General features: G+C 36.3%; 12 protein-coding genes. 4 read left to right on the top strand and 8 right to left on the bottom strand.

The features are described from left to right. Positions 1 to 52: 52 nt before the first annotated feature. The 5 genes from K4L44_01080 to purT form a co-directional block, all read right to left on the bottom strand. A complete protein-coding gene (locus K4L44_01080) occupies positions 53 to 2,080 on the bottom strand; it encodes a putative porin (protein QZE14493.1) in 2,028 nt (675 codons plus the stop codon). 1,597 nt (positions 2,081 to 3,677) lie between these two features. Further along, complete coding sequence (locus tag K4L44_01075) at positions 3,678 to 5,276, bottom strand: SusD/RagB family nutrient-binding outer membrane lipoprotein (GenBank protein ID QZE14492.1); 1,599 nt, start codon at positions 5,274 to 5,276, stop codon at positions 3,678 to 3,680. An 11-nt stretch (positions 5,277 to 5,287) separates the two neighbouring features. Beyond that, entirely contained in the window at positions 5,288 to 8,374 is a 3,087-nt protein-coding gene (locus K4L44_01070) for a SusC/RagA family TonB-linked outer membrane protein (protein QZE14491.1), read from the bottom strand. Positions 8,375 to 8,680: 306 nt separating this feature from the next. Beyond that, on the bottom strand, positions 8,681 to 12,616 hold the full coding sequence (locus K4L44_01065) for a response regulator (protein QZE14490.1): 3,936 nt from the start codon (positions 12,614 to 12,616) through the stop codon (positions 8,681 to 8,683). 208 nt (positions 12,617 to 12,824) lie between these two features. After that, the gene (gene purT, locus K4L44_01060; GenBank protein QZE14489.1) at positions 12,825 to 13,997 is read right to left on the bottom strand and encodes a formate-dependent phosphoribosylglycinamide formyltransferase; all 1,173 of its coding nucleotides are present in this window, start codon (positions 13,995 to 13,997) and stop codon (positions 12,825 to 12,827) included. A gap of 228 nt (positions 13,998 to 14,225) precedes the next feature. On the opposite strand from purT, the gene K4L44_01055 reads away from it, so the two are divergent. The 3 genes from K4L44_01055 to K4L44_01045 all read left to right on the top strand — a co-directional run bounded on the left by K4L44_01055 (position 14,226) and on the right by K4L44_01045 (position 18,733). Then, the gene (locus K4L44_01055; GenBank protein QZE14488.1) at positions 14,226 to 16,364 is read left to right on the top strand and encodes a radical SAM protein; all 2,139 of its coding nucleotides are present in this window, start codon (positions 14,226 to 14,228) and stop codon (positions 16,362 to 16,364) included. Positions 16,365 to 16,492: 128 nt separating this feature from the next. After that, a complete protein-coding gene (locus K4L44_01050; protein QZE14487.1) occupies positions 16,493 to 18,292 on the top strand; it encodes a long-chain fatty acid--CoA ligase in 1,800 nt (599 codons plus the stop codon). A 9-nt stretch (positions 18,293 to 18,301) separates the two neighbouring features. After that, the gene (locus K4L44_01045; protein QZE14486.1) at positions 18,302 to 18,733 is read left to right on the top strand and encodes a hypothetical protein; all 432 of its coding nucleotides are present in this window, start codon (positions 18,302 to 18,304) and stop codon (positions 18,731 to 18,733) included. A gap of 24 nt (positions 18,734 to 18,757) precedes the next feature. On the opposite strand, the gene K4L44_01040 is transcribed toward K4L44_01045, so the two are convergent. Further along, complete coding sequence (locus tag K4L44_01040; protein QZE14485.1) at positions 18,758 to 19,402, bottom strand: chloramphenicol acetyltransferase; 645 nt, start codon at positions 19,400 to 19,402, stop codon at positions 18,758 to 18,760. Positions 19,403 to 19,524: 122 nt separating this feature from the next. Between K4L44_01040 and K4L44_01035 the strand changes: the two genes are divergently transcribed. Then, entirely contained in the window at positions 19,525 to 19,890 is a 366-nt protein-coding gene (locus K4L44_01035; protein ID QZE14484.1) for a YccF domain-containing protein, read from the top strand. Between the two features lie 70 nt (positions 19,891 to 19,960). Here K4L44_01035 and yidC read toward each other — a convergent pair whose 3' ends face one another. Both yidC and K4L44_01025 read right to left on the bottom strand, forming a co-directional pair. Next, entirely contained in the window at positions 19,961 to 21,892 is a 1,932-nt protein-coding gene (gene yidC / locus K4L44_01030; protein ID QZE14483.1) for a membrane protein insertase YidC, read from the bottom strand. Between the two features lie 13 nt (positions 21,893 to 21,905). Continuing rightward, positions 21,906 to 23,513, bottom strand: coding sequence for a CTP synthase (locus K4L44_01025; GenBank protein ID QZE14482.1), 1,608 nt, complete (start codon positions 23,511 to 23,513; stop codon positions 21,906 to 21,908). Positions 23,514 to 23,652: the final 139 nt, after the last annotated feature.

The raw sequence follows: 23,652 nt of genomic DNA, 5'->3' as shown, positions 1-23,652 counted from the left end.
TATCTATCCTTATATCTCGTATAAGGTCTCTCCGAAAAGTTAATTGTTTTTTCTAGTCATAAAAGCTCCATGAGGCGCCAAAAGACAATAGTGCAGGTTGAATTGGATAATTTGGTGATGTAAAATAATCAGTGTTCCCCCATAATTGGTTAACAAAAGCATATTTCATAAATAGTCTCACTCGCTTTAATTTTAGCGAGAGAAAAAGATCACAAACTGGATATCCTCCAATTTTCTCATCATTTTGTAGATAGAATTGATTCAACGATGGAGAATAACTATCTGCATAATACTTTGTTGCAAAATAGGTATCAACACCGATCTGTCCCTGAAGTACAGGGTATATATTTCCATTTAAATAAGTGCTATTTCTAAATACAAAAGACGGTAAATGAATGTAGCTATCAGAGCTACTCTTCTGATAAACCAATTGATTCTCTATAACCAATGGTCCAAAGTGGAAATCCTTCTGTAAGTGTAACGACAATACAGAAAATTCACTATTCGCTTGTTCTGGCGCTATCTTAGTACCATAATAAACAAAATTATTTATAAACGCCATATCTGCTCCTACTACGAAGTGATTCGATGGCTTCTCATATTTTACATGTAATGATAGGTTATAAGTTTTATCAAAATTATTATCCCATGAGTAATGATTCGACATATAATCGTTCATATAATAATTGGGAGTCGTAAGGCTCATCTTAGCATTCAGTGTTAAGAATGAGGTGTCTTTAGATGTTCGAATTGGTTTAGACATCGTACCATAAAGAGAAAAATCCTGCGATCGATAACCTGAGACATAATACTTTCCTCCAAGATTCCAGGACCAGAATTTGCCATTCTCTCTTGAAACCTCTCCTCCTACATAAAGATTATATAAATTTTCACTGTTTAATACCCCTGGAATCCACTGTAGGCCCTCAGGAGTTTGCACCTTATCTGCCTTGGGTAACTTTTCATTCATCAGGTCTATACCCAAGAAGGCTCTTTTCGAAAATGTATATTTACGTGTACTATCTTCTAAAAATTTCATTTGAAATAAGTTCGTTAGAACTCTCTCTTTGGCAACATCATCAGTTCTACTATCCGAAAGGTTGAAAGTTGCATCTTCACCATAATAGTAAAAAATCTCATTTGATTTATTGGTATATGAGGGATTTGCCTCCGTTTCTGTATAGCTTTTAGAATCATCACGATATTGGATGGTATGCATCAAAGAGATCTTGGGAACAAACGTCTCGTATACTCCATCTTTTTCTTTCACCTCTTCCCATTTACCTAGATCATACTTTTGATTATAAGAGACATTAAAATCCTTTATAACATTTTGACTTCCACTCATCCAAACAACATAACCCTCCGGTTTTAAATCGGAATTATGTATATCACTAGAGTGTAATAACCCACCATTCTCTTGCTGGGTAACTTTATTTTGTGAAAAACTAAAATATCCCTTATATCTTTCTTTCTCATAATTCATTGCAAAAGAGAATGCATGATCTTTACTACTCTGATTTACATAACGACCATCTGAATCATTATAATCGTAATCTAATGCAAAGTTCAGATCAGGAGTAATATTTTGCGTATGAATAACATGAAAAGTCATCTGCTGTTTTGGTCTATTATTCCACCATTGTGAATAATCCAAAAGAGTGTACGGAGTCGTAGTATTATAATATACTATCGACGATGGAAGCGAAATAAACGATTTAAAATTCTTTAAAAACTGAAAGCGATCTTCTGACATATCCCTTTCAAAAAAAGAATATGACTGATAAGCAGTTCCTTGATTTCCTGTATTCTGGACATAAATATTATGCTTTTGATCTAATCGTCTTTGATGAAAATGTGTCAAGCTAGTGTCCATGATGGCAGATTCTTTAGCTGTAAAAGACTTATCAAAATGCCATGTTTCAATATACGACGAGATAGTATCAGTAGATTCGGAATGACTCTCAGTTTCTTTTGAGGTTGGTCCATCTAATGAAGAATAGGGTTCTTGGGCATGTACAATTGTACTAGTGAAACAAGCTCCTAAAACAATAAGCAATATGACATTTAAAAATTTCATCGGTGCAAAAGTAAATATTTAAATCTTGTTCTCCATGTTTTTGATTGTGAAACCCATACAACAATAACATTAACTTCAGAAACCAAAACAGCAACTATCTAAATTACAAGTGCTTATAAAATAAAACGAAAAGATCTTTTTTTATCAATAGACTATTAACATAACTTAAAATAGCAGTTATTACACTCTATAACAGCTCTATTATGTACATAGTAAATGTAATATAATTATTCTTTTATCATTTATTATACTCATAGAACAAGAGAAAATGGTTTTAGTTTTATTAAACAAAACAATAAAAATACAATACGAAATGAGTCGTGAATGAAAAATGGAATCTATAATCGATAAAAAATAGGATCTTTTCAAACTTTGGTGAGTAATCATAAAAAAAGGAAAAACACGTGTCTATATATCTAGAATATCACTTACCTGTAATAATAGATATACCATCGTGATAAAATTATCCGTTTTTATGAAATCACACGCTCTTCTTTTGGCAAATTGGTCAATGTGTTGTGACTTTCTAAAATACCGCTGTTTATCTTGTTAGCCATCTACTTAAAAAGGTCATCTCAAGACTTTTTTGTGATCCTTACTACGTTTTTAATAAGTTCTAGTGTACATTGTCTATCCAAACAACACCTGTGTTCTAGCAAGCACCCAAACGCTACGATTGAGTTCACATTGACATAGATTTCTTGAAATCGTTCTCATAGTCATAAAGCCCTAATGCATTGAAATTATCTATAAAGACATACTTATGATCACGAAATGACTTCTCTTGTCACGTAGTATCGTTTTCGATATTCATAAGAAACAAATGTTGATGACATTCTAAAGAAGACGCTTCTTTAGATTCCTTACATCTAGTATGGTCTACTATTTCATTAATAATTTAAAAAATATGAACCGTATCGATGATTGTCGATGCTTTAGATTAATGATTGAATAGAGGGAAGTAAACGATGAGGTTCATTATCAAGAAAAGTCATTGTCAAATTGAAGTAATAATCGATCCCTTATTCAAGTTCATCTTCATTATTTTTAGTTAAAATCATTCCTTGTAATCTTCATAAACAACAATTTTCGAAGAAATTTAGCATGGTGAATGAGATCTAATAGATCTGTATCTTGTAATCTCCGCTTTTAAAATTTAATTCTTACAAAGAGATTGAAAACATCGAACTCAGATGACATTAACTAGAGAAAATTCCCGTATGATATCTTCTCATTCAAGGATAGCTTGATCTGATAGAGGATATATCGTTTTATAAAGAAGTTATACAGAGTGTTCTAATGGGCATTCAGCGTAATGCTCATTAATTACGATAATATTTTTTAATTTGTTCATTATAGATTAAACGAATGTCAATAAACGCTTCTGATTGACTTAAAGCATGACCTTAGTAAAATAAGATCATAGGTATCGGAACATATACTTGCGATTAAACGAATATTATTTGTTCAAGTTATCACTACAAGAATATACAATCAGCAAACTGTTGAAATATCTCTCAACAGTTTACCAACTATATAAATCCACCTTTCCAATGGACACTAAACTCACACTATATTTTCTTTTAAATTAATATGGCTATTCAACCCACCACAACTTTGTACTTACAAGGTCTGCTCCTTGGTGCTTCACAGCTTCGTCATAAAAGTCTTTGTTTACATTTTGCTCCAATTGAGGATATTTTAGTCTTTGGACAACTTCGCCTGGTTTCAATCCTGTCCCTTCATCAAGAGTACCAGGTGTTTTAAGAACAGGTTTTTGAATACGACGGTAGTCAGCCCATGCTTCCCATCCATTGTCTGGGAAACCAGCAATATACTTCTGTGTCATCACTTTATCCAATGGACTATCATTGGTCCCACTATCAAAAGAGAAATGAACAGTAGTACCATTAATATTCATAGCCTCAGATTCTAGATAATCCCCATAGACAATAGGAGATATTGCCCACTGCTCCATCGATCTCTTTATTCCATCCTCATAAAGTTCTTCAGCAGTACCATTCATATTCCAACCCTTTAAGGCTCCTTCCGCTCGAAGGAAAAAGACTTCAGAAACCGGCATAATAATAAAGGGTCTAGTAATCACTTGCATCTCTTTTCCAACGCGAGAGTTATTTTCTGGTTTATTTACCTGTTCTGCCCTTTGGTCTTCTGTCAACCCTACGTCAATAGATGTCCAACGCCCAGAATAATGTTCCTTATCGGTTAAGGTAGGTCCATTGTTATCAGAGATTCCGAAGAAGTGTGGACCACGAGGATCGACAACAGAAGGAACATCTCGATATGTGATATCTGGTCCAAAGAAATCGGAACTAGGGAAAGCAATGCCTCCAAGACCTACAAGCATGTTATACATGGAAGTAGAAAGAGCAACCCCATTACCTGGGCCCCAATCAAAATAATACTTTGTAGAGTAGCCATTCCCCCATGGAGCAGACCAGTTTTGCATTGTAGCCATCTCTGCATTAAGAGTAAGAACCCCATCAGCAACAGCATCCTCAGCATTTGTTTTAGCAATGGTTGGTTTCACATTGGAGATTCTCATTGCAACTCTAAGGCGTAATGAGTTGGCAAAACCCCTCCACAGATCGACATCACCACCATAGATAAAATCTTGCGTACCCATATTGGGTTTTGAAAGGTCAAGCCCTGCTGCAGCCTCCTTTAGCTCTTTTAAGATATCTAAATAGATATTCTCTTGTGTATCATATTTTGGATTTATTCCAGTTCCATCGGCTGCTTCAAAGTAAGGCATATCACCAAACAGGTCAGTAGTTCTTTGTGTCATCCAAGCTTTCCATATTCTAGCCATTTGGTATGTATTCACCTTCGTAGGATCATTCTTAGTAACTCGAATAATCGTATTCGCAGAGTTTAACCAACCGTAATAAGCTTTCCAATAGTCCTGAGCCCACACATCATTCATCGTCCCTCTTTCGGTAGAGAAAGCTGGAGCAGAATAGTATTGAGAGAAAGCATCCACTCCTAGATTATGAATACGTTGATGAAGATAAGCTGTCAAAGTAGACTCCTTGGTCATCTTACTGAAAAGTTGAGATGGGTCTCCTGTTGTGACACCAGGCTGATTCGGATTCAAATTCATCTCATCAAAATTTGAACAGCTTGCCATAATAAGGCCAAGCAGAACAATATATATTGCAAACAATGTTTTCATAGATAGATTATTTAAAAGTCTAACTTAATATTAAAACCAAGAGTGCGAGGAGTAGACACTGCTCCTAATTCTAACCCCTGAGCATTACTCTGTGAGTATGAAGACTCAGGATCTAACCCAGGTAGTTCAGAATAGATAAGCCAAAGATTTCTTCCTACAAAACTAACTTGTGCACCAGTAAAAGGAGTGCCTGAAAGAATTGTTTTCGGAAGAGAGTATCCAACAGACAGCTCTCTAAGACGTATATTGGTTGCATCATATATCCACTCTTCATCTATTCCTGACACTCTTGACCAATACGACTCAGGATTAACTGTTTTAGTCACAGCATTTCCATCTACATCCACACCTGAGACCACATAACCCCCAGTTCCATTATACCACGCATCACGTCCTTCTGAAGTTTCTGCTAGAGTACCTGCTGCTGCAGCTGCATTAACTGAACCACTATAAATATCACCACCTTTACGAATGTCAAAAAGTAGCCCTATCGAAAGATTCTTATAAACAAAAGTATTTGACAATCCTGCGGTCCAATCAGGCAAATAGTTCCCAATTACAGAGCGATCTTGTGAAATAACAGGTAGCCCTTCAGCATCTAATACTTTTCTTCCTTGATCGTCACGAACATAATGGGTTCCTTGCAAATCACCATAAGATCCACCCTCATTTGTGATTACAGATACTTGAGAAGTACTTGGAGAGATTACATAAGTATCAATTCCATCATAAAGATCGATAACCTTATTGGTATTTTTAGCCCAATTTAAAGTCATATCCCATTGGAAGTTCTCGTTCTTTATTAGCGTTCCTCTGATCATCAATTCAACTCCTCTATTTTCAATATTACCAGCATTGATAAACTGATTTACATAACCAGTAGCAGGGGGGGTTGGCAAGGCTAATATTTGATCTTTCGTATTTACTTTATAATAGGTAAGATCAAACCCTAAACGATCATTAAATAGACGGCCTTCCGCCCCAACTTCGTAAGAAGTGGCTTGCTCTGGTTTTAAGTTCGAAGCTGGGAGATCGGAAGGTAACGTAGCTCCAGGAACTCCCGATTCACCAATCAAATCAATTGTCAAATATTGATCTAATTTATAAGAATCGGTATCATTACCTACTTGAGCCCAAGAACCACGAACTTTCAAAAAATTAATCCACTCAGGTAGCGTAACCATCTCAGATAGAACCCAACCTAAACCTGCCGAGGCATAGAAATAAGATCTGTTATCAGATGGCAAAGTAGAAGACCAATCATTACGGGCTGTCAGATCCACAAAAAGGTAGTTGTCCCAACTTAATTGTCCCATACCATAAAGAGAATTTATCCCCTTCTCATAATAATTCGTCACAGTACGTGGTGCTTTTCCGTTGTTAATAGAGTAAAAATCTGGTGTAATAAGTCCATTAGCCCACTGTGTTGTACTCATATTATTTTGACGCATAATATTTCCACCAACACTTAAGTTTGCTGAGAGCTTAGATATTAATTCTGTTTTAGAAGCAGTCAAAAGAAAGTCCGTGTTATCCTCTCTCAAAGTAGACACATCTTGCTTCACATCCCCTGTTGGTTGCCAATAAGGAACTCCTGTACCAAGCTGATCATAGCCTCTAACCGTTGTATAGTCAGTACCATAACGAAGTTTTGCTGTCAACCAATCTGCAAACTTATAGTTTAAGCTAGCCATCGCAATTACACGATTCTTGTCATCCCAATTCGTATTCATATTGACAGTCCAATAAGGGTTTAAAATCATTCCACCATTATCTGAATATCTTCGAACTGTCAAGTCATCATTACGATAATCTTTCATATCTGAAAGATGAATACTTCTTGGCATCAAAGCCATATTAAAGTAGACATTGTCAGGGTCTCCTGCTAGTTTTGGTCGATTCTCTCCTTTAGACTTTATATAATTAAATTTCAGGTCTAAAGACAACTTAGGTGAAAAGTCTATAGTTGACCTTAAGTTCAAGGTATTTCTATTAAGTTTATTATTCGGAAGTTGTCCCCAGTAGTCCATTCTACTAAAACCTGCACGAAATTTCACTTTCTCAGAACCAGCTGTTACATCGATATTATTTGTCATATTAACACCGGTCTCTAAAAAGTCGGTTAGGTTGTTATCATAAGGAGAAAAAGAGCGACTCTCACCTGTCCAGTCCTTTATCATCTGCCCTTCCATCTTAGGTCCCCAACTAGCTCCACTTCTTTCTACAAAAGCACCACCAGTACCCTGTCCATACTCATTCTGAAGATCTAGTTGAGTAAGAGGTGATTCAAAAACAACATTAGAACTTAAAGAGACTTTCACTCGATCTGTCTTAGTCCCCGATTTTGTAGTAATCAGAATGACACCATTTGCAGCACGCGATCCATATAATGCAGCGGCAGCAGGACCCTTGAGAACCGACATGGTTGCGATATCATCAGGATTAATATCTGCAATACCATCACCTCTATCGATAGCTCTATTCCCCCAACGATCATCCGTATTGGATGAATTGTCAGTAATAGGAACTCCATCCACAACAACCAAAGGTTCGTTATTTCCAGATATTGAGTTATTTCCTCTAATTACAATACGGCTACCACCACCTGTTCCTGTACTTGAAGGAGAAATGGTAACCCCAGCAATTTTACCAGACAAGCTATTTACCACATTGGCATCTTTCACCCTAGATAATTCATCCCCTTTAACCTCTTGAACCGAATATCCTAAAGATTTTTTCTCTCTTTTTATACCAAGGGCGGTGACCACCACTTCATCCATACCAATCGTAGCAGATTTCAGCTCAATATTAATTGTATTTAGATTTGTCACTTTCACCTCTTGTGTCTCCATTCCGACAAATGAAAACTGTAAGAGATCTCCTTCATTCGCTTTTATAGAATATTTCCCATCAATAGATGATATTGTACCGTTAGAAGTACCTTTTACTACAATAGTTGCACCAGGAATTGGAAGGTTGTCATCTCCAATAATTGTTCCAGTTATGTTCTTTTGTTGAGCAAAAGCTGAAATGGAAGCCATCATAAGAATGATCAAAAGCCCCCATATCCGTTTTCCATGCATTAATTGTCTCATCATAGCGGATAAGTGTTAGTTAGTAATAATAAACCCTTCTCTAAGGGAATTCAGAGAAGGAAAAAGAGAAGTAGTGCAACAAGGCAGAAGAGTATTCCTAATACAACAAATCTAGCCTTTCTAACACGTCTCATCATTTCATGTATCTCGTTCTCTGTTTTCATATTTCGAATATATTGAAACAGTCAAAGAGATACGCTCACTATTGTTTCACCGTCTAATCCCATTGTGTCACACCATTCAACAATGTCTCATAAACATTGAACCATTGTGTCACAAACACTTAATACTACACTCTTAATCAAACTATTACATTCTTTCCACAAAATAAGTTGGAGACATCCCATATTTTTTACTAAAAGCACGAGTAAAATAAGATGCATTATTAAAACCAACCATATAGGCCACTTCATTTATCTGATATTTCCGACTTTCTAAGAGTATTACCGCTTTCTCTAAACGAAGAGAATTTATAAATTCAGTGGTAGACATATTACATATTGCTTTCAATTTACGATGAAGAGAACTTCTACTCATATGACTCTTTTCACACATAAATGGAATATCAAATTGAGAATTCTGAAGATTATCTATCACCAATTTTCTTATCGAATCTAACCACTTCTTATCCATTACAGAAAGGGTCTCTTTTTCCAACACCTTTGGCATTCCATTTCTTTTAGAGGCAAGAAGTTCTCTATTATGCAATATCGATGACAAATAACTTTTAAATAGTTTTGAGTCAAAAGGCTTTGATAGATATAGTTCCGCCCCTTCCTCAACAGAAGCAATCTTTGCTTCCGTAACATGTTTTGCTGATAGAACCACCACAGGAATGTGAGAAGTAAGAATATTTCCTTTCAGTAACGTAAGCAACTCGATACCATCCACCTGTGGCATCATCAAATCCGTTACAATTATATCTGGCATTGCGGAGGTTGCTTTATCATAAGCTTCTTTCCCATTCTTTGCCAACAGCACTTGATAATCATCAGACAATAAATCATTCAGGTACTGTAGCATACTTAAGTTATCATCGACAACCAAACATAACTTAAGCGCATGATCTCTCTTTTTAGGACGAACGGAATGTTTCTCTTGACTAAGTATCATAGGTTCATTAAGAACATCCGTAGACTCTTTTATCTTACAAGGAATGTCTATATAAAAACTGGTTCCAACATTCTCTTGACTATCTACCTGGATATTTCCTTTATGAATATCCACAAAATCTTTCACAATACTTAATCCTATTCCAGACCCCTCCTCATGACTCTCCTCATCCACACGATAAAAAGGAGTAAAGATGTGTGACAATTTGGAATTAGGAATTCCTATTCCAGTATCAGAGATCTTAAAATGGAGCACAAATTTGGTATCATCAGTCTGTCCATCCAATAGGTCAATGAGAATGGATATCTGTCCTTTCTCATTGCAATATTTAATCGCATTAGAGAGCAAATTCGTAACGATTGACTCAAACTTTTCTGCATCCACCTCCACTAAATGGTCACCAATATTTACCAAAAATTCTATAGAGATACTTTTCTGTTGTGCTAGTTCATCCATCACTTTTACCTGATGTGCCACAATTTCATGAACATCAACATAAGCAAGGTTCAAGTTCGGCTTTTGAATATTGAGCTTTTGAAATGCAAGAATATTCTCAGCCAATTTTTTAAGATATTGAGACTGACCAAACACTCTATCAAGCCTTCTTTTGATAGAAGGACTCAACTCATTGAGTTCTATGATATCTTGCAAAGGAGCAATAATCAATGTCAAAGGAGTCATAAATTCATGTGCCATTTTAGTAAACATCTGGATTCTTATCCGATGTAACTCTTGTTTCTTTTTATTCGTAATAGACCTTAATTCAGCCTCCTTCTTCAGTAGATAAAATCTATTAGATAGCCTCTGATAGATTGAAAATATGACAATAAGTATTACAATATATATAAACAGAGCTGTTCTTGTACGCCACCAAGGCCTTAATATCAAAAGAGGAATAGAGATAATATCACTAAAGTATCCTGTCTCCCTATTTTCCGCTCGTATTTGAAGTGTAAAAAAACCATAAGGTAATCCCATTAATGTGATCTCTCTCTGCTCTCCAATATCATACCATTGATTCGAGAATCCTTCCACACGATAACTATACGTAGTTTTATCTCCCTGGAGGTAATCAATACCAACAAACCTTGCTTGCAAAGCATGATAGTCCGGATACCACTTCACCTCTTGTTCCTGCACTTTTATCTCATTTCGTTCATTCTTATTTCCATTAAGAAGCGACAATGACTCGAGTATTAACTTAGGAGGTGGCACCTGATGATGCATCTGATCTGGATCGAAAACATAGAAACCATTCACTGTACCTAATGCAACTCTACCATCCACTAATTTTGATGCACAGGTAAACTGAAGTGATTTTAGCCCTTTCTTCTCATCAATATTTGTAATATGTTTTTTTTGTTGATCAAAGATAGAGACACCTCTATTGGTCATAAACCAAATATTCTGCATTGAATCCTCTAAAATGGCATGTACCGTATTATTAATTAAACCATCCGTCTCATCAAACCATTCAATAGAATCCCTTTTAACTCTTCCAACTCCTCCTCCATTAGATCCAATCCACACATTACTATTGGTTGATTCATATATAGAAGTGATCGCTGCTTTACCTCTACCATCTCCTGAAATTGGATCCACAAGGGTCCTCGACCATTGCGAAGTATGATAATCTCGCACATAAACACCATTAGACGACCCAAACCATAAATTATTATTTTGGAGTTTTGTACTAGATAAGATATAATTACTCAGATCTCCATCTAGTCCCTCGGTAATAGATACAGGGACAAATCCCTTTTCCGAATCAAAGCAGACAATTCCACTCCCAAGAGTTCCAATAAATGTAGTATCGTTTGCACAAGAGATACTCCAAACATTATTATTTGGGATAGAGGTTTTATCATCTTTTGAATGTTTGAAATGGAGCCATTGGTTCTTCTTTTTATTCAAAAAGAATGCTCCCTCTTTGTAAGTTCCAACCCACAAGTTGTCATCCTTATCTTTGGTCATACATTTAATTACTTTAGCCGAAAGTGTAGCAAATGGAAGAGATGGAAGACATCTATTTTCCAATAGATCATAAGCAACCAAGCCGCCTCCATCTGTGCCCAAAAGCAGTATATTGTCTCCCCAAGTACTCATCGAGATAATATTATTAACCTGAAGGTTCATTGTAGGATCAATTGCTTCTATTTTATGGTATCCATAGTAACTTCGGATAGGGTTTCGTGCCCATAGTCCAAGCCCTACAGTACCATACCACATCGTTCCTTGTTGATCAACAAAAGTGGTGAGAATACCAACAGAGGACAAAATATTAAACTCGTTCTTTACGACCCCATATTGGTCACAAACAAAAACACCATTCCCATCAGTTGATATGATAATATTTCCTGAAGTACTCTCTTGAATTTCTCGAACAACTACATCATTTTGCCCTAAGTCAAATGGTATAAACTTGCCTCTTCCTATATCAAGCAAGTAAACCCCATTAGACTCAGTCCCAATCCAAACAATATTATTCTTAACATGAATATCCACAACCTGTACCCCGTCGAGATGAAACAACTGCTCTCTATCCGATAAAGGAGAGTAGCATATAAAATCTCCATCCCTATCCGCAAGCCACATCTGTCCAGTGGTTTGATCCGTTGAAATAGCAATGAGGTTTTTCATTTTGGAACACCACTTCCATTGACCTTTTTTTATGTTATCATCAAGTTGAAAGAGACCTTTTGAAAGCATCGAACACCAAATATTTCCACTAGCATCTTCGACAACATCTGTTATAGGATATGATTCAGTATTCAATACATGAAGTACCTCAAATTGATCCATTTCTCGATTATAGAAAGACAGCCCTGCATCAGTAGCAACAAGTAAAGTATCTCTCACTTCCAAAATCTTCTCAATCCTATTACTCGGTACAGAGTGTTCTCTCCTTCCTTTTCTATAAGAGTACCATTGATAACTATCGAATCGGTTCAACCCATCAAATGTACCAACCCACATATACCCTTTGTGATCTTGGTAAATAGTGGAAATAGTATTGTTAGATAGCCCTTCCATCATGGTATATCGATCAAAAGAAGCACCTCCTCTTCCCTGAACAGAGAAGTAGAGCAAAATAATGAAAACCATGGTTAAAATACTACGAAGTAACTTCATCTGCGTTTGCTATTGGTAAAGATTGTTATTTGCAAATTATCATTTTATTTCTAACCAAAACAGAATATATAGTTGGGAAAAAGAGAATTAGCACTTAAAAAGAAAGAATAAAATACAAAAAACAAAAAAAAGCTCCATGCAGTGAAGCAATGGAGCTTTTAGAACATACAACACTCTATTTCCTTATGCGGAGGAAATAAAATCTTTTTTATCTATTTTTTATTTCAATTAGATTGCTAGCATATTTAGCTCTCTCTATGATGTCGACAAGCGATTCTTCGGCATCTTTTTGCCAAGCAACAACCACTCCCATACGACGACCAACTCGAGCGTTCTCTTTCCCAAAGATACGAAAATCAGTATAAGAATCAATCATTGCACTCCCAATATTTTTAAAATCAAATAGATTCGATTCAATATGGGACAATACCACTGCACTCGCCCCTTTTTTCTCTAACCGAATCTCTGAAATTGGGAGGTCTAGAATGGCACGACAATGTAACTCAAATTCATTTAAATTTTGTGTACCTGCAAGGGTTACCATTCCTGTATCATGTGGTCTTGGAGACAACTCAGAGAAAATAACCTCATCTCCTACAACAAAAAATTCTACTCCCCAAAGCCCACTTCCTGTTAGAGCCGAAGTTACCAAAGAAGCCATCTCTTGTGCCTTTTTCAACACTTCAGGATTCATTACTACAGGCTGCCAACTCTCTTGATAATCCCCATTAGCTTGTCTATGTCCAATAGGAGGGCAGTAAAGTGTAGGTCCACTCTTTTGGGTCACAGTAAGTAGAGTGAACTCGTAATTAAAAGGCACAAAAGCTTCCACAATCACTTCAATAGCATCTCCTCTCCCTTTCTCTTGAGCATTATTCCAAGCAGAGGGAATGTCATCTTCACTTTTTATTGTAGATTGTCCCTTACCCGAAGACGACATTAAAGGTTTCACCACACATGGCATCCCAACGACTGAGACAGCCTCTTGTAATTCGTTTAATGAAGTTGCATATCGATAATTCGCCGTATCCAAACCAAGATCCACAGCTGCGAGATCACGAATCTGCTTTCTATTCATCGTATAGTTAACCGCTTTTGCAGAAGGAACTACTGTAATCCCACTCTCTTCATACTTATAAAGATGAGAAGTACGAATGGCTTCGATCTCTGGAACAATCAAATTCGGTTGGTATTTTTCAACAATAGCATCCAACTGTTCACCATCTAACATATTGATCACTTCACTTTCATCAGCCACCTGCATTGCAGGTGCATTATGATAATTATCAACTGCAATAACCTCTTGTCCAAGTCGCTGTGCAGCAATCACAAACTCTTTACCTAGTTCACCTGAACCCAATAGAAGTATTCTCTGTTTCATAACTAAATACGGGAATTAAATTTTGGTATATGAACAAAGATATACCAAGCAATAAATTTCCTTAAATACGTGTACCAATATAACCATATCCATAGCAATAATTTAAGATACGAAAACAAATGATATGAATCAATAATGACAATATCACGATGGAACAGCCCATTAAAATGAGGAGCATTCATGAATTAATCGTAATTTTGCAAAGAAAATATTGTATAAATCGAAGAGATGAACCAGCACGATCTACTGATAGTCACTGCACCTTTCTGTCAACCAAACACGCCGTATCCAGCCTCGGCTTTTCTTAAAGGCTATTTGAATGAAAAAGGATACCATACGCAACACCTCGACCTTAGCATCGAAGTTTTAGACAAAATATTAAATCCTCTATTTCTTCAAACTATCATAGATAAAATTCCGGAAGAAGATGCCGTATTCTATCTAAACAGGAACAAATACCTTCAACTTGTTAATCCAGTAAAATCTTTTTTACAAGGGGATAATGACGGATTTGCATATCGCATCAATTTAGGGGCACTTCCCAAGGGATCTCGTGCAGATCAATTAGAAGAAAACATCGAAGTGTTTTCTGAAGAGACTATCTATGATCAAGCAAAATATAGGGCTACAGTTTTTATTGAGGAGATCATTGATCTCATAGTGAAATATGAAGACTCAAGGTTTGGTTTCAGTAGGTATGCTGAAAGGATATCTTCTTTTTCTGCTCCATTCGATCAGATAGAAACAGAACTTTCTAATCCAACATTGGTGACAGATCTTTTCGAAGAAACTTTAGATACACATATACGTGACATCAATCCGAAAGCCATTGCTTTTTCTATTCCATTTCCAGGTAATTTGATCTCATCATTATATTGCTGTCGCTACATCAAAACAAAATACCCTAAAATAAAACTCATTATGGGTGGAGGTTTTGTCAATACAGAACTTCGAAGTATCAAAGAGAAACGCCTATTTAACTATATCGACTTTCTTACACTAGATGATGGGGAGAAACCATTAGAACATCTACTGTACAATTTACGATCAGAAGATCAAAAACCATGGGTTAGAACTTTCCTAATGGAAAACAATGAGATTGTATATCACGATAATAGTCAAGACTATCCTCTTAGTCATGAAGATATAGGAACTCCAGACTATACCGATCTTCCATGGAATAAATATATGGGGATGGTAGAGATGACCAATCCCATGCATCGATTGTGGACTGAAGGCAAGTGGGTTAAAATGATGATCGCTCATGGTTGTTATTGGCATAAGTGTTCATTCTGCGACACGACACTAGATTACATTCGACGATATAGTCAAGCGACTGCAAAAACAATATGTGATCGAATAGAAAAAGTGATCACACAAACATCCATTAGATCCTTCCATTTTATAGACGAAGCAGCACCACCTAAAATTCTTTTAGAGCTTAGCCTAGAGATTATTCGAAGAGGACTACAGATCAGTTGGTGGACAAATGTTCGATTCGAAAAAGCTTTCACTCCATCCATGTCTCGTATTCTCTCAAAAGCTGGTTGTATTGGTGTTTCTGGTGGACTAGAAGTAGCATCTGATCGTCTCCTTAAAATGATGAACAAAGGAGTCTCTTTAGAACAAGTAGCAAAGGTTACCAAAGGGATGAAACAGGCAGGGATCCTTGTACATGCATATCTTATGTATGGCTTTCCTACTGAAACAGAACAAGAGACCATCGATGCTTTAGAAGTAGTACGTCAACTCTTTGAGCAACGATGTATCGACTCTGGTTTCTGGCATCAATTTGCAATGACTGTTCATAGTCCAGTTGGAAAGAACCCAGAAGCATTTGGTGTCGAAAGAGTTGATATCTCTGATAAAAAATTTGCAGAGAACGACTGTCATCACAACGACCCTCAAGGAGCAAGCCATTCCATATTCAGCGATGGATTAAAGAGATCTCTATTTAATTACATGCACCAAGTAGGCATTGACTTTCCTCTTAATCAATGGTTTGATCACAAAACACCCAAACCTTCGATTCCATCAAACTTTATTTCCAATGCTTTAATGCAAGAAGTGATTCTAGAAGACCACCCTAGAGCTAAGTTATGGATCAATCCCGACTTCGATATGGTCTTGACAAGAAATAAAAAGAAGGGGCTTCTGACGATACAATCGGATCATGGGATAGCTCAAGTAAAAGTTGAGAACCAAATAATAAAAATAATTGAAGATATTTTAACACTCCCTCAAATAAGACAAGTACCTGTCCTATTAAAAGAGATAGAAGAAAATCTTCATATTGATATGGGATCACTATTTATAAACAAAGTGTGGCCCTATCTAAAAGTGTCTGGCTGGGAGATTATTAAGTAGTTGCATACGACAACATGGAATCTTTTGTCAATCATTTTTTTTTTATATTTTCCAACGATACTGAATTTCATATCTAATCGATACAATCTAGGTCGATTTGTGCAATAAAATTTAACATTTCTAAAATAATGGAACAAGTTACCCGATTATTCGATATACTAGGACTATATCAAACGATCTTTAGTTCAAAAAAAGATGCCCTTTGTAAAAAGAAAAATGGGAAATGGATAAAAAACACTTCCCAAGAATACGTAGACTACTCTTACCGAGTTGCTGCATGGCTTTATGCACAAGGGTTACGCAAAGGTGATAAAATCGCAACCATTCTTTCAAACTCTCCACAATGGAATATGATCGATATGGGGGCATCCATTATTGGTGCTATTCACGTTCCAATATACACTACATTGAACACCAATGAAGTGGAATATATATTAGATCATGCAGATATAAAAATGCTTTTCATTAACGATAAATCAACACATCGTAAATATGCAGAGGTATTCACAAAAAAAGAGCAAATAATTCAAACGATATGCATCAATGACAAGATAGAAGGCACCTTATACTGGGAGTCATTACTATCAGAATCCGAATCACTCTTCAAATCATATAAAGACAAAATTGAAAAGATTAAAGATGAAATAACTCCTGATGATCTACTCTCTATTATCTATACTAGTGGAACCACGGGAACACCCAAAGGAGTCATGCTTTCTCACCAGAATATCTTAAGTAATGCCAAAGCATGTGCTAAGATATTTCAAGAGGGAGATAGAGGTATGGGAATCAACAACAGGGCCCTTAGTTTCCTCCCTCTCTCACATGTCTACGAACGTATGGTTACCTACAACTTCCAAATCAGTGGTCTATCCTTATACTATATTGAAAGCCTTGGAACTCTAATCAATGATATTAAAGTGGTAAAACCACATATATTCAACACGGTTCCTCGTCTTCTAGAGAAGATTTATGACAACGTACTTAGTGTAGGAGACGACCTAAAAGGACCTACTAAGTTTATTTTTGATCAAGCCGTTCAGTTCACTCAAAAGTTCGAGGTAGGAATTAAATATAACCCTATTGAGAAGCTTCAATTTAAAATCTTTGACAAGCTTGTTTATAAGAAATGGAGAGAGATTTTAGGAGGAGAAGTGATGTATATGGTCTCTGGAGGATCAGCACTGCAAACAAAAATACATAAGTTCTTTTGGACTGCTGACCTGCGCGTATACGAAGGATATGGATTAACAGAAACTTCTCCTGTTGTTTTTGTAAACTACCCCAATGACGATAAGCTAGTTAAACTAGGTACAGTGGGTCCTGTATTGAACAATGGAACTCAATTTATGCTAGCAGAAGATGGAGAAATACTCATTAAAGGGCCTGGTGTAATGCTTGGGTACTATAAAAACCCTGAACAAACACAAGAAGTAATTAACAAAGATGGATGGTTTCATACTGGAGATATTGGAACATTGGTAGAGGATCGTTTTATGAAAATTACCGATCGTAAAAAAGAGATTTTCAAATTGTCTGCTGGAAAATATGTGGCACCACAAGCCGTAGAAAATGTTCTAAAAGGAAGTCTTTTTATAGAACAAGCTTTTGTTGTCGGGGAAAACGAAAAAGTTGCAGGAGCAATCATTAAACCAGACTTCACCTATTTAAAGACATGGTGTAAAAAGAACAGTATAGAATACACTTCAGATGATACAATTCTTCAAAACGTCACCGTGTCTAAAGCAGTACGAAAAGAGATCTCCATACTAAACAAAAAACTTTCGGCACACGAACAGGTCAAGAAAATTGAATTTACAGCAGAAGAGTGGACTCCTGCAAATGGACTATTATCTGCAACATTAAAATTAAAACGTAAACAATTGAGTCAGAAATACCAGGCTCTGATAACCAAAATGTACAGTTAATAAAACCATATGAAAGCAATCATAAATATGAATCCCCATCTCAAAAAACAGAAGATTATTGGAGGGATTCTAACCTTAATATCCACCATTGCAATTCTTGTTTTAGGAAGTACCAATTGGGAAATAAATGCGGTGCTAGTACTTTGTATTTGGATCGGAGTAATCCTTTATACGAACTTCTTCAACTTAAACACCTGTAACATCATTCTTCAACCAAAGAGTATTGTTATTAAGTGGAAAGGGAAGTTAAAACCCGAATGGATCCATCTAAACCATATGAACCAATGGGGAATTGAAGAAGAGACACTATTTATTGAAACCAAAAACTCTAGAAGAGTATATAGTATTAAATTCCTATCGGATTCAAGAAAAGAATCATTAAAAGAAGCACTTTCTCAATACTCAAAATATATCGAGAAAGATTTCATCTTAAAAAAATAGCTTTCAACACCATCTAGACTGTCATTATGGACAGTCTAGATAGTGTTGAAAACGATCCACCAACTTGCCAATATGTATCGCATCCACCAATGCATGGTGTACATAGATTGCAACAGGTAGTTTAAAAGAATCGCCATCCTTCGAACATTTCCCAAATGTTATTCTTGGAACAGAATCTTTTGGATCATGATTCATTGCATGCGTTAAACCTGTAAATCGCAACCAAGGGATAGTAGAGCAAAACACCACATTATTCATTTCATGATTGGCATCAAGGCAGATACCAGGAGTGGCATTTACCTGCTCAATCTCTTTGGAAGCATCGGCACAAAAAACATCAAAGTTCTCATTATACCTTAATAGGGCAAACCCAAAAGTCTCATCCTCTCTTCCGATGGTAGAGCCCAACTCCACAAAATCGTAACAAAACAATTTTCCATCCTCAATACGATAACGGAAACTCTCCACTTCTTGTAAAGCTTTTCCCATCGCATGCATATAAAATAAGAAAAAAGAGATCTTTTGATTCTTACATCGTTTAAAAGCTAAAGTTGCATCTACCTCTAAACAGATACCATATAATGGATTATCCATAGTAGAAAAGAAATTGAAATGTTCGGCTCGGTTCCATTGAGAGATATCAACCTCTCTTTTTATCCCCTTATTCATTATGTCTTTTTTTAACATTGCACTTCACAACGATAATACAAAAATACTCCAACAACAATTAATTTATGGATAAAATACTGATTATTACTATATTTATATAGAAAAACTAAAACTATATCACGATGAAAATTATCGGGAACCTTATATGGCTAATCTTTGGAGGATTTATCACTGCAATAGAATACCTTTTAGCTGGGATATTCTACTGTATAACGATTATTGGAATTCCTTGGGGGCTTCAATGTTTTAAATACGCAGCAGTCGTACTATGGCCTTTTGGAACGGAATTAAGCTATAAGCCCAATGATGGCTGTTTAAATCTACTCCTTAATATTGTATGGATACTTCTTGGAGGCTGGAGCATATGTCTTACCCATATTTTCTTTGGCATTCTTCTATCCATTACCATCATAGGAATTCCTTGGGGAAGACAGCACTTCAAATTAGCCCGATTGGCCATACTTCCATTTAGTTATGATATTAACTAAAGCATTAGATACAAAAAAACCTTCATCATATGATGAAGGTTTTTTTATATCTAATAAACAAGGGATATTACTATTTTCTTTTCTTAGCAGTCTCTTGTTGCTGACGAGCCATCTCTTCCATTCTCGTCTGCCATTTTGATTTCTTCACTTTCTTCTTCTTATTCTTCGCAATCTGATTACGAATAGCATCTTCATTGATCATTCGTTTTACAAAAAACATTTGAATAAAAGTGATCAAAAGTGATAGGAAATAGTAGTATGATAGACCAGATGCATAATTGTTAAACATGAACAAGAACATCACTGGCATCATGTACATCATTCCTTTCATTCCTGGCATTGCACTAGACGAGCCTGTCATCTCACTATTATATTTCATATAGAGAATGTTTGTAACAGTCATTAATAGACAGAACAAACTAACATGATCCCCATAAAAAGGAATAGTAAAAGGAAGATGAAAGATAGAATCATAAGTTGAAAGGTCATGAGCCCACAAGAATGATTGTTGACGCAACTCTATCGATACCGGGAAGAATCGGAACATAGCAATCACAATAGGCATTTGGAAAAGCATTGGAATACATCCACCCATAGGGTTTACTCCCGCTTTCTTATACAATGCCATGGTTGCTTGTTGTGCTTCCATCGCTTTCTCCTTACCATACTTTTTCTGAATCTCATCAATCTCTGGCTTCAACACTCGCATCTTAGCCTGAGACTTATATGATTTGAAAGTAAATGGGAAAATAATCAACTTAATAATGATAGTCAACAGTAGAATGATAACACCATAACTTCCAATATACTTACTTAAGAAATTGAAAACTGGAATTACAAGATACTTATTAACCCATCCAAAAATACCCCATCCAAGCTGAATTAGATGATCAAATTCTAAATCACTCTGCTGACTCAAGATTGAGTACTTGTTTGGACCGAAATAGAATGTTAGGTTATAGTTGTTATTTGCCTTACTCGCATCAAAAGGAAGATCCATCTCAGCATTCATACGTGCCAAATAGGCAGTAGAGTCATTCACCTCTGTCTTAATAGACATATCCGAATGAGTAAAACCTGATTGATTAACCAAGATAGATGAGAAGAAAAGTTGCTTAAAAGCAATCCACTCTACCTTACCCTCGATCTTTTCGTTATTATCTTTCGACACACCTAGATCATCTACGTCACCACGTCCTTTTTTAAGAAGCTCACGATACATCACGGTAGTGTGTGTATCCTCTCCATATTTAGAACTTGCTTCTTGACGTGGAATATGAGAACTCCAATCGATCTGCATAAATCCGTTCTGTCCAGTAGCTACCTTAGGAAGATTATGCGTTGCGATCTTATAGTTTAATAGATAAGTGTTATATGGCAAGCTATATTGATACTGAATCACTGCACCTTCTGCAGTTTTTAGTGTCATATTAGTCTCTACACTCTTACCTGGATTCTCTTTGTTAAACTTTAATTTTGCCTCTTTGCCTTTAGGAACGTCAGGACCTGAAGCAACCAATGTCCCTTGTACAGAAGAGGTGAAAAATAGTTTATTTGTCTCAATAGGAGCACCATTCTGGATGGAATTAAAGCGTAAACCAAAACGGTTCATATCGCCATCAAACAGAATCAAAGGCGAACCATCAAAACGTTTATAGTCTTTTAATTCTACTGAATATACACGTCCTCCTTTGGTCGACAACTTCACTTTCATCAAGTTGTTTTCCAATGTAACAAACTCCTCTTTCCCAACTACAGCATCACCAAAAGAGCCTAGTTGTGACTTCTGCATCGCGATGCGAGCAGAATCATTTAAGGCAGGGGTTAATTCTTCCATCTTAACCACATCCCCTTTCACAGTAGTCTGTGTATCTAGGGCTGCGATGGAATCTTGTTGACGTTGCATTTCTGCCTGTTCCTCTTCCGACGGCGACATAAAATACTGCGCACCAATCAGGATAAGAAAAATCAGCGCAAATGCCTTTAACGTGTTCTTGTCCATATACTTATTCTAATTATTTAATTTCTTTTTGAGCAGCATCCACAAAACTAACAAATAGAGGATGTGGATTCAATACAGTACTCTTATACTCTGGATGATACTGAACTCCAACATACCACTTATGTTCAGGAAGCTCTACTACCTCAACCAAGTTTGTTTCTGGATTTACTCCCGTTGCAATCATACCAGCTTTTTCATACTGAGATAAGTACTCGTTATTAAACTCATAACGATGACGGTGACGCTCCTCAATCTTTGTTTTATTATATGCACGATAAAGATTCGTACCTTCTTTCACTTGACAAGCATAAGCTCCTAGACGCATAGTACCACCCATTTCGGTGATCTCTTTTTGTGCATCCATCAAGTCGATTACAGGATTTTTGGTAGAAGGATTCATCTCTGCAGAATCGGCATCTTCAATACCCAACACATTACGAGCAAATTCGATCGAAACAATTTGCATACCCAAACAAATACCAAGAAGAGGCACATTGTTTTCACGAGCATATTGTGCTGCATCTACTTTTCCGTCAATACCACGATGACCAAAACCAGGAGCAATAAGTACTCCATGACATTCAGACAACTCCTCTTTTACATTCGCTTTGTTCAACTTCTCCGAGTGGATCCATTTCACTTTTACACGAACTTGATGAACTGTACCTGCATGGATTAACGCTTCCGTAATGGACTTATAAGCATCATGAAGTTCAACATACTTACCAACCAAACCAATCGTAACTGTTTTTGTTGGATTTTTAAATCTATATAAGAAATCATTCCAAGCCTCTAATTTAGGCTCTGTATGAGATTTAAGTCCTAATTTACGACAAACCACCTCATCCAATTTCTCCTCTTGCATCTTTAATGGCACCTCATAAATAGTAGGAACATCAATCGACTGAATCACAGCATCATGCTCTACATTACAGAATTGTGCAACCTTACGACGAACATCTTTCCCTAGTTCTTTCTCAGTACGCAACACCAAAATATCAGGCTGAACTCCATTTTCCAACAACATCTTTACAGAGTGTTGTGTTGGCTTTGTTTTCAACTCACCCGCAGCAGCAAGATAAGGAACCAATGTCAAATGGACAAAAAGAGCATCATCACCTAATTGCCATTTCAATTGACGAACAGATTCCACAAAAGGAAGTGATTCGATATCTCCAACGGTACCACCGATTTCAGAGATCACCACATCATAATTTTGCTTTGTTCCTAGAAACTTCACATACCTTTTGATTTCATCAGTAACATGAGGAATAATCTGAACTGTTTTTCCTAGATAATCACCACGTCTCTCTTTGTTAATAACAGATTGGTAGATACGACCTGTAGTAACGTTATTTGCCTGAGAAGTAGGCGTATTCAAGAAACGCTCATAATGACCTAAGTCTAGGTCAGTTTCTGCTCCATCATTCGTCACAAAACACTCTCCATGTTCATATGGATTTAACGTCCCTGGATCTACATTGATATACGGATCTAACTTTTGGATTGTAACGGTATGACCTCTAGCTTGTAATAGTTTTGCTAGAGATGATGCAATAATCCCCTTCCCTAGTGATGAGGTAACCCCACCGGTAACAAAGATGTATTTCGTATTTGCCACGATTAAAAGAATTTAGTGCTGTTTACAAAGCATACAAAGTAACAAATAAAAAATGGATTATTGGAACTTCTATGCCACCTAATTTAATGATGCAAAAATAGTTTCTCTTTCGAAAAAAGAGAAACTATTTCATAAAATA

Source organism: Prolixibacteraceae bacterium (assembly GCA_019720755.1).
Taxonomy (GTDB): Bacteria; Bacteroidota; Bacteroidia; order Bacteroidales; family Prolixibacteraceae; genus Halosquirtibacter; species Halosquirtibacter laminarini.
Note: the sequence above shows the minus strand (reverse complement) of the source record. Positions and strands in the feature narration are given on the sequence as shown.